Annotated in this window: 11 protein-coding genes and 1 tRNA gene; all 12 read right to left on the bottom strand. The window is 58.3% G+C overall.

The features are described from left to right. The gene (locus tag G7Y41_RS01820; protein WP_165316235.1) at nucleotides 1–996 is read right to left on the bottom strand and encodes a LacI family DNA-binding transcriptional regulator; all 996 of its coding nucleotides are present in this window, start codon (nucleotides 994–996) and stop codon (nucleotides 1–3) included. After that, nucleotides 971–2,380, bottom strand: a complete 1,410-nt coding sequence (locus tag G7Y41_RS01815) for a rhamnulokinase (RefSeq protein WP_165316234.1) — start codon at nucleotides 2,378–2,380, stop codon at nucleotides 971–973. Before G7Y41_RS01815 ends, G7Y41_RS01820 begins: the two co-directional genes overlap by 26 nt. Beyond that, entirely contained in the window at nucleotides 2,377–2,673 is a 297-nt protein-coding gene (locus G7Y41_RS01810) for a hypothetical protein (RefSeq protein ID WP_165316233.1), read from the bottom strand. The genes G7Y41_RS01815 and G7Y41_RS01810 overlap by 4 nt, the downstream gene beginning before the upstream one ends. A gap of 20 nt (nucleotides 2,674–2,693) precedes the next feature. Next, on the bottom strand, nucleotides 2,694–4,457 hold the full coding sequence (locus G7Y41_RS01805; RefSeq protein ID WP_165217503.1) for an L-fucose isomerase: 1,764 nt from the start codon (nucleotides 4,455–4,457) through the stop codon (nucleotides 2,694–2,696). Between the two features lie 332 nt (nucleotides 4,458–4,789). Continuing rightward, the gene (locus tag G7Y41_RS01800; protein ID WP_165217501.1) at nucleotides 4,790–5,848 is read right to left on the bottom strand and encodes an ABC transporter substrate-binding protein; all 1,059 of its coding nucleotides are present in this window, start codon (nucleotides 5,846–5,848) and stop codon (nucleotides 4,790–4,792) included. A gap of 132 nt (nucleotides 5,849–5,980) precedes the next feature. Continuing rightward, nucleotides 5,981–6,985 (bottom strand): ABC transporter permease, encoded by a 1,005-nt coding sequence (locus tag G7Y41_RS01795; RefSeq protein ID WP_165217499.1) that lies wholly within the window; start codon nucleotides 6,983–6,985, stop codon nucleotides 5,981–5,983. Beyond that, nucleotides 6,982–8,502 carry a sugar ABC transporter ATP-binding protein gene (locus G7Y41_RS01790; protein WP_165217496.1) on the bottom strand — a complete coding sequence of 507 codons (1,521 nt, stop codon included), beginning with the start codon at nucleotides 8,500–8,502 and terminating at the stop codon, nucleotides 6,982–6,984. The genes G7Y41_RS01795 and G7Y41_RS01790 overlap by 4 nt, the downstream gene beginning before the upstream one ends. Nucleotides 8,503–8,669: 167 nt before the next feature. Beyond that, the gene (locus G7Y41_RS01785) at nucleotides 8,670–9,092 is read right to left on the bottom strand and encodes an MGMT family protein (RefSeq protein WP_331272608.1); all 423 of its coding nucleotides are present in this window, start codon (nucleotides 9,090–9,092) and stop codon (nucleotides 8,670–8,672) included. A gap of 88 nt (nucleotides 9,093–9,180) precedes the next feature. Further along, nucleotides 9,181–9,255, bottom strand: a tRNA-Asn gene (locus tag G7Y41_RS01780). A gap of 165 nt (nucleotides 9,256–9,420) precedes the next feature. Next, entirely contained in the window at nucleotides 9,421–13,416 is a 3,996-nt protein-coding gene (locus G7Y41_RS01775; protein WP_165316232.1) for an alpha-L-fucosidase, read from the bottom strand. A gap of 528 nt (nucleotides 13,417–13,944) precedes the next feature. Then, nucleotides 13,945–14,328 carry a 50S ribosomal protein L7/L12 gene (rplL, locus tag G7Y41_RS01770; protein WP_165217491.1) on the bottom strand — a complete coding sequence of 128 codons (384 nt, stop codon included), beginning with the start codon at nucleotides 14,326–14,328 and terminating at the stop codon, nucleotides 13,945–13,947. Between the two features lie 102 nt (nucleotides 14,329–14,430). Next, complete coding sequence (gene rplJ, locus G7Y41_RS01765) at nucleotides 14,431–14,952, bottom strand: 50S ribosomal protein L10 (protein ID WP_165217489.1); 522 nt, start codon at nucleotides 14,950–14,952, stop codon at nucleotides 14,431–14,433. Nucleotides 14,953–15,075: the final 123 nt, after the last annotated feature.

Raw genomic sequence — 15,075 nt, 5'->3', positions numbered from 1 at the left:
CTAAAGCAGCGAGCTGGCTCGGATCACCAGTTCGGGGTCAATGGAAATATCCTGCGGATCGGCACCATCCATCATTGATCGAACGAGGCGTACCGCGGTGCGCCCAACCCGATCAAAAGGCTGACGAATCGATGTCAGCGGAGGCCAGAAACACTCGGCTCCGTCGAGGTCATCGAACCCAACAACACGCACATCCCGAGGGACGCTCGCTCCTCGTTCGTAAATCGCCCGCATCGCCCCCAAGGCAAGCTGGTCATTCGCGGTGTACAAAGCCTGAGGGAGCCTGAACTGTGAACGCATCGCGTCATACCCCTCCTGAGCATCCCAGGAATCCGATTCAACGACACGCCCCTCAACACCGGCTTCCGCACATGCCAACTCAAAACCGGTGCGCCTTCCCACGGCATCCGACCAGCCCCGAGGTCCAGAAATATGCATGATGTCTGTGACACCCTGCTGAAGCAGGTGTTCGGTTGCAAGTTTCGCCCCGCGGACATTGTCAACTGACACCGTTGAGATATTCTCCAGTTCCCGCTCGGATGTCAGAACGAGCACCGTCGGCAGTCGCCGGCCAATTTCGAGGGCAAGGTCCACAGTCGGGTCCTGTCCACCGAGAATGACAACTCCGTCAACGTCGAAAGGGGTGACATTCGAGGTCCCCATCCGGTCAACGCCGTAAGCATTCGACAAAGACACGTGATATCCGGCCTGCGAGCCCGCGTTGAGGACCGACAAAAGCACCGATCCATGCCCGTGAAACATCGGGGCAGCCAGCAGCACCTGGAGAACACCCGTCCGATTGGACGCAAGCGCCCGGGCCGCAAGATTTGGACGATACCCCACCTCTTGAAGGATCCGACTGATTCTTTTGCGGGTTTTATCGGCCACCTCGGCATCCCCGCGCACAACGCGCGACACCGTGTTCGTTGACACTCCGGCCAACGCCGCAACGTCAGCCAGCGACACTTTCTTAGTTACTTGCGGGCGAGTGGGCATGAGTTTTCGCTGTCTTCGCAATCACAGATGGGCGGTCACGCGGATCGAGGTGACCGAGGGTTTCAAGTTGTGCAAGAAGGGATCCGAGGGTTGAAGCCTCAATCGGTCCGGCAACAACACGCACCCCCGAGGCTTGAGCCGTGAGGTCACAGAGAAGATGGTTACGCGCTCCCCCACCAACCAGATTGAGCTGATCGGGCTTAACCCCGGTGATCGCGGTGAGCTCATCAATGGCCCGCGCATAGCGCTGAGCAAAGGATTCAATAATCAGACGGACGTACTCGGGCTTCGTCGTTGGACGCGGGGCCCCCTGCTTGTCCATTGCCTCGTCAATTTTCTGCTGCATTTGCCCAGGCTCAGCAAAGTAGGGGTCATCGGGATTGAAATACGCCGGCGAGGGCGGACATTCACGAGCCTGAGCAACAAGCTCATCGGTATCCGTCGGGGTCCCTTCACGCTCCCACTGACGCTGAATCTCCTGAAGGATCCACATCCCGGTGATGTTGAACAGCGGTCGCACTCCCCCGTCGGTCCGCGATTCATTCGTCAACCCGAGCTCAAACGCCGCGTCGGACACCAGTGGATGATCCTCCAGCGCACCCAGCACCGACCAGGAACCGCACGACAGGAAGTACGCGCGCACGCCCTCGTCAATGGGGAGCCCGTGAACAGCGCACGCGGAATCGTGGGCACCGCCGCGCACGACGGTGAGCATCTCCAGCCCCTCAACAGTGCACTGACCAACAACGGTCAGGTCGTCGCTGAGCTCACCCACCCAGTCGCGATTCAGTCCAAGGCGCGAGAAGACCTCGTTGGAGAATCGGGGGGATCCTGGCTCACACAGACCAGAAGTCGACGCAATCGACCGTGACCAGCCCTTAACGCCGGAGAGTTTCCACGCGAAGTAGTCGGGAAGGTAGAGGAACGTGTCAATGCGCTCGGCAAGCTCGGGTTCCTCAATGGTCAATGCGACAAGCTGATTCGCTGTGTTGATCGTCGCCGGTTCAATGCCTGTGAGGGCGAAGAACTCACGATCGGAAATCCGAGAGCGGAACTCATCAAGCGTTCGCTGGGTTCGTTCGTCACGGTACGCGCGGACCTCGCCCACACGCTCGTCGTGAGCATCAAGTGGAACACAGTCAACGCCCCACGTGTCCACGGAAACAGAGACCGCGTCGGGGAACTGCTCAACAGCCTTGCGCAGACCGACAACGACCTCGTCCCACATTGTGTCAACATCCCAGATCAGCGACCCGTGGTGTCGTTGTGCTTGATGTTTGAAACGATGGACATCGGTGACGTCGATCCGGCCATCCTCGCGGAGCGTCCCAGCTAAGACACGCCCGGAAGCCGATCCGAGGTCGACAGCAAGTGCGGTAGTCATCTGAGTTCCTTTGTGTTCCACAGCGCACCTTGGCCTGCGACATTGCCTTGCCTGTGCGCACGAAGTTTCGGGGACGAGGACGAGCACGAGGATACCAGCCCGGTGCCGGATCCTCGTCCGCAAGAGTGTGAGAGCCACGTCGTCATGCCGGGCTCACTAAAACGCGCTTGACTGAGCGCGAGCGGGAGGTTGAGGGAGACGAGGAGGACGACCCCTCCACGAAGCGCAGCCGCCAAGTACAGCCGTGCATTCGTGGAGAAAGTCGGTCCGTCCTCGTCCCCAAAAGACCTCATGACATGGTCAGAGATTCATCTCAACGGTAGAGCGGACCGAAGGTCTGGCATGCACGGTAGTCCGCGCCCTCGGGGGACTCGGTACCGAACAGCGACCATGCCTTCGGGCGGAAGACACGCTCCTGGGGAACGTTGTGCATATTCACCGGGATGCGGAGCATTGAGGCCATTGTGATGAGCTGACCACCGATGTGACCGTAGGAGATCGCACCGTGGTTAGCTCCCCAGTTGTTCATCACGTCGTACACGGATGCAAACGCACCTTCACCGGTGAGGTTGGGAACGAACCACGTTGTCGGCCAGGCACGGTCCGTGCGGTTCTCAATGATCGTTGCCACCTCGTCGGGCAGCTCAACGGTCCAGCCCTCGGCGATTTGCATGACCGGTCCGAGGCCGCGCACAAGGTTGATGCGGCACATCGTCACCGGCATCTCACCGGAGGTACGGAAGTGAGTTGAGAAGCCGCCACCACGGAAGTATCCGGTGGCTGCCGGGTGGAATGTTGTTGCCTCAAGGGCGGCTTTCTGATCGTCCTCGGTAATCTCCCACCAGGGCTTGATGACATTCTCACCGTCGCGGACGGCCTTGCCCGCACCGTCGAGAGTCGTCGAGCCGGAATTACGCAAGTCGAGGATACCGGCCGCGGCGCGACCCTCAGGCTTCCATCCGGTGACACGCTCAATGGACTCGGGTGACCAGTAGGTGCGCACATCGGAGAAGATCTGCGGAGTATTCGTCAGCAGGTGACCGAAGAGCATTGATGCGCCGTTGAGGGAGTCGTTTTCCGTCGCCATGACGGAGGGCTGACGAGCACCATTCCAGTCGAAGTTCGTGTTGAGAATGGTCTCCATGACATCGCCGTTGGGGAAGTGGTCCGTCCACTGGCGCTGTCCCTGGAAACCGGAAGCGATGGCTCCGTGGCCACCCGCCTCTTCCTCGAAGCCCAGCTCAGCAAGCTTCGGGTTACCGTGCATGAGGTCACGACCAATGAGCGTCATCTTCGTGACGAACTTCCACCAGTCTTCGTGCTTCTCGGGGAACTGACCCTCAGGATCGTTGAAGTCTTCACCCTGGGTGAAGTTCTCGCGGATCCACGCGTAGGCCTTCTCGTATTCGTCCTTGTCGTAGATTTCCTCGTCGATACGGCGCGTGAACTCGGACATGTCAATGTATTCGTTACGCATGCCCAGGTAGGGACCGAAGAAGTCGGGGGTCACAGCTGAGCCGGCAATACCCATCGACACTGACCCCATCGACAGATACGCTTCGCCACGCATCTGCGCGACGGCAAGACCGGCAGTTGCATAGTCGAGGAGACGCTGGCGCACGTCCTCGGGAATTGACTCGTCGTCGGCATCCTGAACCTGCTTGCCGTAAATACCGAAAGCGGGGATACCGATCTGGGCGTGGCCTGCAAGCGCAGCGGCAAGGTAGACCGCGCCGGGACGCTCAGTGCCGTTGAAACCCCAGATCGCGTGCGGCATCGTCGCATCCATGTCCGTGGTTTCCGTGCCGTAGCACCAGCACGGGGTGACCGTCAGGGTCAGGCCTACGTTGTTTGCCTGGAACTTTTCGGCGCATGCTTTCGCTTCGTGGACGCGACCGATTGTCGTGTCGGCGATGACAACCTCAACGGGTTCGCCGTCGGGGTAGCGCAGATTCTCGGTGAACAGCTTGGCGACGCGGTTCGCCATGCCCATTGTCTGGTCTTCCAGACTTTCGCGGACGCCACGGCGGCGGCCGTCAATCGCGGGGCGGATTCCGATACGGGGATGATGGCTCATGTCTTCTCTGATCTTCTTTCATCTATAAGTGGTGTTGGGGGCCATTCAAGCCCCTCGGATTCCTTGGTATCGGCGTATATTTTCGGGTGCTGTTGGGAAATCCCCTATCACCGTTAATGCTGACGTTGACGCAGCAAACGCCGGTGGGCTTTGCCAAAGCGGCACGACCGCACACGATATATGCGCCTGATATGTGTGAGCTGCTGTGGTCGGGCACGGTCTGTGTCCCGGTGCCCGACCACAGCAGGCTTTGAGCTAGGCGGTGTTACGTGCCGGATCTGATGTACCGGTCCGTATCACCGTCCTGGGTTGATGTGTCCAGGATCCTCGGATCACTCGTAGAGGTTCGGAGCGATGTCCTCGGCGTCAATGTTGGACTTGTCGTACCAGTAGAAGCCGGAGTCAATGACCTTCGGCAGCGGGATGTTGTTGAGTGCCTGAATTGCAGCGGTCACCGTCTTGAAGCCGATGAGCTTGGGAGCCTGGGTGATTGCACCGGCCTGCGAACCGTCCTTGATTGCAGCGATCTGGGTCTTGCCAGAGTCGAAACCGACAACAACAACTTCGGACTTGCCCGACTCGTTCTTGCCCTGGATGGCGCCCGAAGCAGCAGCTTCGTTGGAGCCGTAGATGCCGACAATGTCGGAGTTCGCCTGGATAATGGCCTTCGAGGTGTCAGCAGCCTTGCCGACCTCGCCAGCGATCTGCTCGTCGAGGAGCATCAGGCCCTTGGGAGCGTTCTTCTTGAAGTAGTCCTTGAAGCCTTCGCAACGCTGCTTGCCGGTGGCCGAGGTAGCGTCATGGCAGATCAGACCAACGGAGCCGGTCTTGCCATCAAGCATCTCAATCATGTGCTTGGCTGCTTCGGCGGCAGCATCGGTGTTGCTCGTTGCAACCGTGGTCAACGGAATGTCGGAATCAACACCGGAGTCGAAAGCGATAAGAGGAATGTTCTGATCTTTGATCTTGTTGAGCAGCGGGGTTGCAGCACTCGAGTCGAGGGCTGCGAGGCCGATCGCGGCGGGGCTGGTGTCCAACGCAGCCTGGAGCTGATCGAGCTGCTGGGTCACCTTGGTCTCATCGTCGGGGCCAACGAACTCAACCTTGTACTTGTACTTTTCGCCAGCTTCCTCAGCGCCTTCCTTCACTGCCTGCCAGAAGCGGTGCTGGAAGCCCTTGGAAACAAGGTAAATGGTCTTGGTACCATCACCTTCAGGAACTTCTTCGGACTGCTCGGTCGGCAGAGCGGATTCACCCTCAGCCGAAGAGTCCGACATCATTTCCTTGTCTGAGCCTTCGGAGCCCTTGTCCATCGATGTGGAGCAAGCGGCCATGCCGAGGGCAAGTGTGCCGACAGCAGCGGCGGCAACGATACGTCCGATGGGGCGCATGTGTTTTCCTTTCGTGGGGTGGTTCAGATATTTCTGAACCTGTTCATTTGGTGGACAGCGAGTCCGTTTTCTTCTCGATGAATACTGAACGGGGTGCTCAGTAAGTCTGGATAATGTTCGCGGATGCCGAGATCAGGCGGCGTTCTCACGAGCGCGGCGAATGTTGTCAATGAAGACCGCGAGGAGCACGACGATACCGGTGACAACGAGCTGCCACTCAGAGGGAACACCCATCATCGTCAGGCCTTTCTTCAGAGTCTCCATGATGAGCGCGCCAACAAAGGCTCCTGGAATCGATGCGCGACCACCGGCGAGGGAGGTTCCACCGATAACGGTTGCGGCGATGACGTTGAGCTCGAAGCCCACACCCTCAGCAGGCTGAACGAATCCAAATCGTGCCGAGTAGAGGATTGCGCCAATCGCCATGAAGACACCGGCGACCGTGTAGATGATGAGCTTCCACAGGCGGACATTCACACCGGAAAGACGCGTGGCTTCCTCGTTCGATCCGATTGCCAGTGCGTAACGGCCAAGCAGAGTCTTGTTGAGAAGGAAGGCAGCAAGAATCGTCAGAACAATGAAGATCAGCGCAGCGTTAGACAGTCCCGGAATGAGCGATCCCGTCGACAGGGCGATGTATCCGCTGTTCGCGATGGAGATCGTTGCTTTTCCGGAGATCACCAGGGCAAGACCGCGCGCGACCATCATCATTGCGAGCGTTGCGATAAACGGTGGCAGACCGAGGAAAGAGACGTTGATACCGTTGATCAGACCGATAAACGCACCGACGACGAGGATGAGGATAAGTCCCACGCCCAGAGGAAGGTTCATCCAATCACCCGAAAGGAAGACACCTCCCATCACTGCAACCAAGGTCATGCCCGTACCGACGGAAAGGTCGATACCTGAGGTTGCGATGACGAATGTCGCACCGAAGGCCATGACTCCAGTGAATGCCGCCTGGAGGAGGATGTCCGTGAGGATCTTCGGCTGCGAGAATCCTGGCGCAGCAAACATGAAGTAGACGTAGATGATGACAAGCGCAACCGCCACAAGGAGCAGCTGCATGTTTCGATTAAGGAAGGCAGCCGCCGGGTTTGGGGTCTTCGCTGCCTTTGCGTTGACACTGGTGCTCACGCGACTTCTCCGTTCACTTCTTCCTGGCCGACGGTGGCCAATTCCATAATGCTTTCCTGGGTGGCATCCTCGTTATTGAGTGTGCCAATGATTCGGCCATGAGCCATCACGGCGACGCGGTTGGCCAACCGCAGAACCTCCGGCAACTCGGATGAAATCACGATGATTGCCTTCCCCTGACGGGCAAGTTCTTCCAACAGTGTGTAAATCTCGTCTTTCGCGCCGACATCAATACCGCGTGTTGGCTCGTCAAAGATGAGGATCTCAGCGTCACGAACCAACCACTTAGCAATGACGACCTTCTGCTGGTTACCACCCGAGAGTGCCCGAACCTCGGTGTCGATTCCCGGGCAACGGGTACGCAGCTTGTCAACGTATTCTTGAGCGACTTTTTCAATCTTGCCGCTCGTAATCACCGCTGCTTTATTGAATTGATCCATCGACGCAAGCGCTGTGTTGAAAGCGATCGACTTATCCAGGAGAAGACCGTACTGTTTACGGTCCTCGGACAGGTAGCCGATGCCATTCTTCACACCGTCCGTGGCATTGCGGATCTTCACCTTTTGTCCGTTGATGAAGATCTCACCTTCCGTGTGGGGGTCAGCACCCGACAGCGCGCGTGCGACCTCGGTACGACCCGCGCCAACAAGACCGGCGAAGCCGAAAATCTCACCTTTCTTGACCTCGAAGGACACGTCATGGACGGTCTTCTTCGTTGACAAGCCTTCAACCTTGAGAAGGACTTCATCCGAGATCGGCTTCGTGGTGGGACGTGCATCCGCGGGGACTGCACGACCGACCATCATCTTGATGACCTCGGGCATCGGGGTTGTGGCCGTATCGACCGTTCCGATGTACTGACCGTCACGCAGAACTGCGATGCGATCGGTCATGCGTGCAAGTTCGGGCATACGGTGAGTAATGAAGATCAGGCCCGTCTGCGGGGTAATGAAGTTGTGAACGAGCTCGAAAAGCTGATCCGTTTCCGTGGTTGTCAGCGGAGCCGTCGGCTCGTCCATGACGAGGATCTTTGTTGACTCATAGGACAGAGCACGTGCGATTTCGAGCATCTGCAAGCGAGCAACTGGAAGATCGCGGCAGACATCATTCGGGTTCAGCTCCATATTGAGGCGCTCAAAGAGTTCACGCGCGTCTTTGACCAGTTGACGGTCGGAAATGTAGCCGCCCCGATGGGAGCGGGGACGCCCGATATAGAGATTCTGTGCAACCGTGAGGTCCGGGATGATATTGAGTTCCTGGTGAATGATGCTCAGGCCGAGGTCACGAGCATGATTCGTTCCGCGAATCTCAACTTTTTCCCCCTGGAGCCAGATCTCACCCCCCGGATCTGCTTTGTGGATACCGGTGAGGACTTTCATCAGCGTCGACTTGCCGGCACCGTTCTCACCGCAGAGTCCCAAAATTTCCCCGGCGCGCAAGTCAAGATCCACATCAGACAGTGCCTTGACACCGGGAAATGTCTTGGAAATCCCCTTTAATTCAAGTAAGTTCGTCACTTCTCACCCCTTGGGTACCAGTAACTACGTTGTTCCTGGGCCTCCCCGGTTTCGTTAACGCTAACGAAACCAGAGATCAACTGCCGCCCTCTTTGGCGTGACTCAAGAGTAGAACACTCTGTCGGAAAAGACGAATGCTCAACGCCATCTCGTTACAAAATCGTTATTCATTGAAATACTTGACAACCGTTTTCATCGGCTTCTTTCCGCAGAATCTCGCGGATTTTTTGACAGTTACTTTCAAGTAATTCGTCATCCACCTGACACCGATTCAGGTCAATCTGCTCCCCATCACCCAGCATCATCATCCCCTCGTCCACCCAGTGAGATCGGGCCCCCGAACGAAGATTTTTCGGAAACTTTCCGTGAACGTTCACGACGCGCCACCAGGGAACCGACTCACCCCACTGAACCATGACGCGTCCAACAACGCGCGCACCCGTGCCGACGATGCGCGCAATCTGCCCATAGGTTGCCGCCTTCCCCGGAGGAATCTGTTCAACGAGACGAAGAATGAGCTCGGTGCGGATCTCCTGCGCAGATGGCGGCGCCTCCTTAGCGCGCGCCACCCCCACATCGGTCTTTTTCACGCTCTCCCCCTCGGGCAGCCACAGCGAGATTTCCGGGAATATGCGAAACGACCCGGATCAACTTTTCGCTGACTCCGGGCCGTTCGTGTGGCTCCCGCGACTGGATTCGAACCAGTAACCGTCCGATTAACAGTCGGATGCTCTGCCGTTGAGCTACGCGGGATCGACAAGTGAAAATGTTAGCGATTCTCTGCGCGTCAAGCAAATTCCCTCGACGTGGTCCTTGCCTCACCTCGGGCATCCCGTGATCAGTGGGCTTTCCATTGTGATGCGCATTGACGAGGACGGGGCGCGCCCGGCAACCCGGGCGCGCCCACATCCTCACATGTCACCCGAGCGAGGAACGGTCACGACGCGAACGCCTGACGCCAAGAGCTCCCAGCGCTGCAAGAGTAGCGGTGAGTCCGACACCGGTCATCGCCACTGCTCCGGTGGACGCAAGGCTATGCGTCCCCGTAACCGGACGCCGTTTCATCGCCGTCCCGGAGGCAGCCTCAGCGCCTTGACCGGGTTTCTTCATCCCCGATGTTCCGAAGGGATTCTCGAGCATTCCCAATGCTTCATCCGAAGGACCGCCAGGGCGTCCTCCGTCATTGGGTGTGCCCGCCGGGTCAGGCCCTTCGTTGTCTGGTTTCTCGCTAGGCTTGGGCGCAGGAGGATTCGCCGGATCTGCGCCATCCCCCGGCTTGTCGCCATCTGCCGGCTTGTTGGTATCCGTCGGCTGATCACCATCTGCCGGCTGATCACCCTCAGGTGAGGCTCCCGGATTGACCGGAGCAGCCGGGTCAGCTGTGTCGGCAGGCGCCGCCACAACCCTAAAGGTTGCGCGTGCGATCTCTGCACCATTGACCGACGCAACCACCGAGTGTTCCCCGACCTCGAAGTTCTTCGGAACCATCCACTCTGCCCTGGCCACGCCGAGGGAATCTGCGGTCACCGGATCAAGGACGACCGGTTGTGAATGAACCGTGTACGTCACCTTGGAGTTCGCAGCAACACCACGGACAACGAAGCTCAATGGCTTCCCCTGGCTCGTCGCTCCCTCAACCAACCCGATGATCTCAATGGGCTTGAGCTGCTCTTCAGAACCGGACGGACCCGAAGGATCACTGGGTTCACCCGTCTGACCCGGGGTGTCCGGGACGGTCGGGGTCTCAGGACCGGACGGCCCTGCCGGATCACTCGGCCCTGCCGGATTGGCGGGCTCACCGGGCGTGCTCGGCTCAGTCGTGTTCCCCGGATCTGCCGGCTGAGTCGGTTCCTCGGACTCCGAAGGATCCGAGGGAGCCGAGGGCTCCTCCACCGCGGAAATCAGCTCAAACTCCAAAGCGTCCAGCTGCGGCGACTTGAACTCCGGTCCGGTGAAGACCAAGGAGCCGGCCCCGGCCTCGGCAACCACCATGTCAAACTCGGCTCGACGTGTCTCTTGGGCAGAGGAATCCCCTGCTTGAGCCTGCCCCGCCTCGATCTTGTTGGAAGGCTCCGTCCACGCCAGGGCGTTGCGCGGATCACCTGAGCGGTAGAACGCCGTGACCCGATACGTTCCTGCGCGGTCAGCACGATAGGGAATCGTCAACGTATCCTGCTGGTTAATGCAGTTGACGAACTTCCCATGAGAGGCCCATGCCGCATCGTTAACGGATGCTGCCCAACGTCCATCCGACGGCAGTTTGACATCGGTGACCTGACCGAACTCGGCCTCGGCAAGTGTCTTGGCGCCAACGGTTGATGGGAACACGAAGGGATCCTCTGCCGAGAAGCTCTGACGTTCAACCAGAGCCGCTGTTGCTGTAGCAAGCCCTTCAACCGCAGCGGACATCGCGTCAGCATTCACCGGCCGCTGCTCGGCAGCTCCAACCGCCACATCGCGCGCCTTCTCAAAGGCTTCCCACCCCTGCGTGTACCAGGCCTTATTAAGTTTCTGTGCCTTCGCAATTGCGTCGAGGAGAGGCTTCTTCACCTCGGTTTCTGTGTCAGCAATGTCGATTCGCGCCCTCGTGATGAAGCCGAGAATGAGGGTGTCAGACGGATCGGTCAGCTCAACAGTGAAGTGCTGATCTCCGGTTTCGTTCGTATTTCGACGCGTCTTCACGGGAGCAGTTGCTGTTTTCTGTCCATCAGCAAAAGTCACCACCGGAACGTTGTCCGTGTCGAAATCATCTTGGATTGCCGAACCGGGATTCGGTTGAAGCGATACTCTCACCTCACCGCTTGTTCCTCCCACGCGGGTCAACGGAACCTCAAGGGTCGATGCCTCGTTCATCCGGAAAGAATCGCGGTCAATACCGACCATGCCAACGCCACCGTTGTTAATGACAAACGCCGCTTCAATGCCGATGGCCTCGCTCTTAACTCTCAGTGTCAGCGTGTGATCTCCGTCATCAAGATCTGGCGACTCGTAGATTTTCTGCCCCACACTTCGCGTGGTGTCTTTCGTATCTACCGTGACGGCCTGACCTCCGTCAATACTGACGTCCATCGTGCCGTGCCCAGGATCGCGTGTTCCCATGAGGTAGACCTTGGACCCGTGGAACTTCAGTGTGAGTGTCGCCCCTGTTTTGGCCCACTTATTCGCGCCGTTGATGTACTGCACGCCGCCTTCAGCGTTCCATCCACGCCCAGCTTGAAAACCAATGTTGCCGTTGAGGGCAGTGGGTGTTTGGGTGATGGAGATCAGGTCCATCCCCTCTGGGACAGGGGAAGCAAGCTCAAAGGGTTCGGCGACCTTGTAAACACCAACTTCAGAAAGCACCGGGACTTTGTTATCCGGAGTGCTCACTGTGATGCGGACCTGGCGGGCACGGAATGGGACGTCGCGAACAAGCCTCTTCGCACCGATCGTCGTCCCTTCTTTCAGCTTCGTCCACGCCCCAGTGGTGTTGTTGCGGTATTCAATCATGTAGTGATTGATGCGCTGTCCGAACTCAATGGCCTCTTCAACGGACACCACATCGGCAAGTGTCGACCGGCCCAGATCAACGATCACGGATCCGCTGCTTTGCCCATCATCTGTTGACCAGTGCGTCGCGTCATCTCCGTCGACCAGAGTGTTCGGCGAGAACTGCTGGGCATTGCCGCGGACATTGGAGGCACTCAGGCTCGCCCCGTTAGCTGCCGCCAGGTTCTTTGCGAAGCTCTGTTTGATCGCATCACCGAATTCTCCCAGGCGCGACCGGATTGCTTCGTCAACTGTGCCATCAGTATTCGGGGGGATATTCAGCAGGAGCACCGCATTGTGGCCAACGCTGTTGAAATACATATTCCCCAGGTCCTTGAGGGACTTTGGAGTTTTGCGGTTGTTTGCCCAGAACCACCCCGCGGTGATTCGCGCGTCGGCCTCGGGAACGGTCCACTGGTTACCATCTTCCCAACCGACGGTAGCTTTCGTTCCTACCTCGGGATCACTGATGCTGCGCGAGTCGATGGTGTTGCTCTGTTTATTGACCTTCGACTTTGACCACGTGTTGGCACCGGCGAGTCCGAGTTCGTTCCCGATCCACCGCACGGTTGTGTGCGATTCGGCTCCAAAGAGCATGGCGTCGGAGTCGAAACCTGCCGCGCGACCTTCGTTGCGCTGAATGGTGTCGAACCATTTTTGGAAGTTGTAGTCCTGTGCGTTCGCGCCCGAGCCCTTGGCTCCGTCCATCCAGATTTCTGTGAAGTGTCCGTTGTTGCCGTACTTCGGGTTCGAGAGGATTTCGTTCAGTTGATTGTTGTAATGCTCGTTGTAGTCCAGAACGTCTCGATCTTGGGTTGTCGGTCGGTGGTTGGCGTCGTAGTAGCCGTAGCTGGGTTCGTGAATATCCCACGGGGACAGGTACAGGCCCATGTCCATGTTTTCCCGGGTGGCTACTGCGGAGATTTCGGCGAGGATGTCTCCCTGGCCGTTCTTGTAGTTCGTATTGGCGATGTCATAGTCGGTGAATGCGCTGTTCCAGAGGCAGAAGCCATCGTGGTGTTTCGCCACGACGATGATCTGCTTGAAACCCGCCTTTTTCATTGACATGACGAGGGTTTCGGCATCGAAATCCTTCGATAAGCGGAAGATGTCCGAGGGAGGACGTCGCCCGTAGTGTTCGCCCCATTCAATTCCCTCGAAGGTATTCGGTCCGAAGTGGACGAATCCCGCGAGTTCGTTTTTCTGGTAGCGGTATTGATTGCCGCTGGGAACCACGTCATCTTTGACAGGTTCAGCTGTCTGCGTGGCAGTCAGTTCAGCGTGAGTAACGTAGCCGTCGACGTCGGCTGCGAGGGAAGGAAGTGGAGCTGCAAGCAACGTCGATGTGACAAAAAACGGCAGCAGCCACGAGGCTTTTCGTTTCATGAGCCCTTCTTCGGGTTAGCGCAGTGCTGTGGAGACACCCAACATCATTGTTGGACGGTACGTGACAGTAGCAGAGAGTCACCCCTCATTGGTCATATTTTCAACTAAATTGACGAGGACGAGCGCGCGCTTTCCTCTGTATTCGCCGATCCACAGCGCATGTCATCACCCGAGGTCAGCGCCGATTACCTCGATTTTTCAACAAAAAGGTCGGAGGGTTTTCATCTGTCTCTTGCATTCACCTCGCCTATGCACAATTGACCACCTGATCCAGGAGATTTGTCTACCCCGATGCTCACATCTCACGCACCCCAGGATTGGGGCTACCCTCCCATAGGAAAATCCCGGCCATAGGAAAATCCCGGATCCCCTACATGGGGGATCCGGGATTTGTCGAAGCTATCGACCGCATCGACTGGGCTCAGGACACAGAGACGACCACCAAGTGGCAGACACCTGCGCCCGTGACAATACACTCAGCAGGTGACGCTCATCAACTGCTGACACCCATCAATGGGTCCGGCAGCGTCACTTCAGGGTGACGGAGCCGCCGGCCTCTTCGATCTCAGCCTTGGCCTTCTCGGCGTCTTCCTTCTTCGCGTTCTCGAAGATGGTCGACGGTGCGCCGTCAACGAGGTCCTTGGCTTCCTTCAGGCCGAGGCCGGTGAGGTTCTTAACAACCTTGACAACCGCAATCTTCTTGTCGCCGGCGGATTCGAGGACAACCTCGAACTCGTCCTTCTCTTCGGCGGCGGGAGCGTCGCCAGCGGCGGGAGCTGCAACGGCAACGGCAGCCGGAGCGGCAGCGGTGACGTCGAAGACCTCTTCGAACTGCTTGACGAAGTCCGAGAGCTCAATGAGGGTCATTTCCTTGAAAGCTTCGATGAGCTCATCAGCGGAGAGCTTAGCCATGAGTGGCATCCTTCCTTGTTGGGCCTGCTACGAGAGCAGATTGGTGTTGAGTTCCGCACCGGTAGCCGGCATCTAACCGGCGACAGCGCGGGGCCTGTCTCGTCAGGCCGCTTCCCCTTGCTTGTCGCGCAGGGCATCGATGGTGCGCACAGCCTTGGTGGGCAGTGCATTGAACGCGTACGCCGCCTGCGAAATCTTCGCCTTGAGAGCGCCGGCAGCCTTGGCCAGCAGCACCTCGCGAGACTCCAGATCAGCAAGCTTCTTGACACCCTCAACGGACAGCTGAGCGCCGTCCATCGCGCCGGACTTCAGCACGAGGTTGGGGTTCTCCTTGGCAAAATCACGCAGAGTCTTGGCGGCCTCAACGGGCTCACCTGAGACAAATGCGATGGCGGTTGGACCCTTGAGGTCCTCAGCCAGGAAGTCGAGTCCGACCTCCTTGGCAGCCAGCGCAGCCAGCGTGTTCTTCACCACGGCGTAGCTCGCGTTGTCGCCCAGTCCGCGACGCAGCTGCTTGAGCTGGCCAACGGTCAGGCCGCGATACTCAGTCAGCAGGACGGCGTCGCTCGCGCGGAAACGCTCCACGAGTTCGGCAACCGCTGCCACCTTGTCAGACCTCGCCATGGTCCTCCTTCCAGATTGGTGACCATCAGACACGAAGAAGCCCGACACGCAGATTCGTGCCGGGCTCGCATCTCCTCCCCTGACTCTGTTAAGTCCCGGGAAGATCCGGTTGTCCAGTGCGCG

The organism is Schaalia sp. ZJ405 (assembly GCF_011038885.2).
In the GTDB taxonomy this organism is placed as follows: Bacteria; Actinomycetota; Actinomycetes; order Actinomycetales; family Actinomycetaceae; genus Pauljensenia.
The sequence above is the reverse complement of the archived record's forward strand: the minus strand, read 5'-3'. Positions and strand labels throughout refer to the sequence as shown.

What these genes read in the sequence shown, in the direction of transcription:
- rplJ (WP_165217489.1), bottom strand. Translation starts at nt 14,952, where the DNA reads ATGGCGAGGTCTGACAAGGTGGCAGCGGTTGCCGAACTCGTGGAGCGT.
- G7Y41_RS01775 (WP_165316232.1), bottom strand. Translation starts at nt 13,416, where the DNA reads ATGAAACGAAAAGCCTCGTGGCTGCTGCCGTTTTTTGTCACATCGACG.
- G7Y41_RS01815 (WP_165316234.1), bottom strand. Translation starts at nt 2,380, where the DNA reads ATGACTACCGCACTTGCTGTCGACCTCGGATCGGCTTCCGGGCGTGTC.
- G7Y41_RS01800 (WP_165217501.1), bottom strand. Translation starts at nt 5,848, where the DNA reads ATGCGCCCCATCGGACGTATCGTTGCCGCCGCTGCTGTCGGCACACTT.
- rplL (WP_165217491.1), bottom strand. Translation starts at nt 14,328, where the DNA reads ATGGCTAAGCTCTCCGCTGATGAGCTCATCGAAGCTTTCAAGGAAATG.
- G7Y41_RS01805 (WP_165217503.1), bottom strand. Translation starts at nt 4,457, where the DNA reads ATGAGCCATCATCCCCGTATCGGAATCCGCCCCGCGATTGACGGCCGC.
- G7Y41_RS01820 (WP_165316235.1), bottom strand. Translation starts at nt 996, where the DNA reads ATGCCCACTCGCCCGCAAGTAACTAAGAAAGTGTCGCTGGCTGACGTT.
- G7Y41_RS01810 (WP_165316233.1), bottom strand. Translation starts at nt 2,673, where the DNA reads ATGAGGTCTTTTGGGGACGAGGACGGACCGACTTTCTCCACGAATGCA.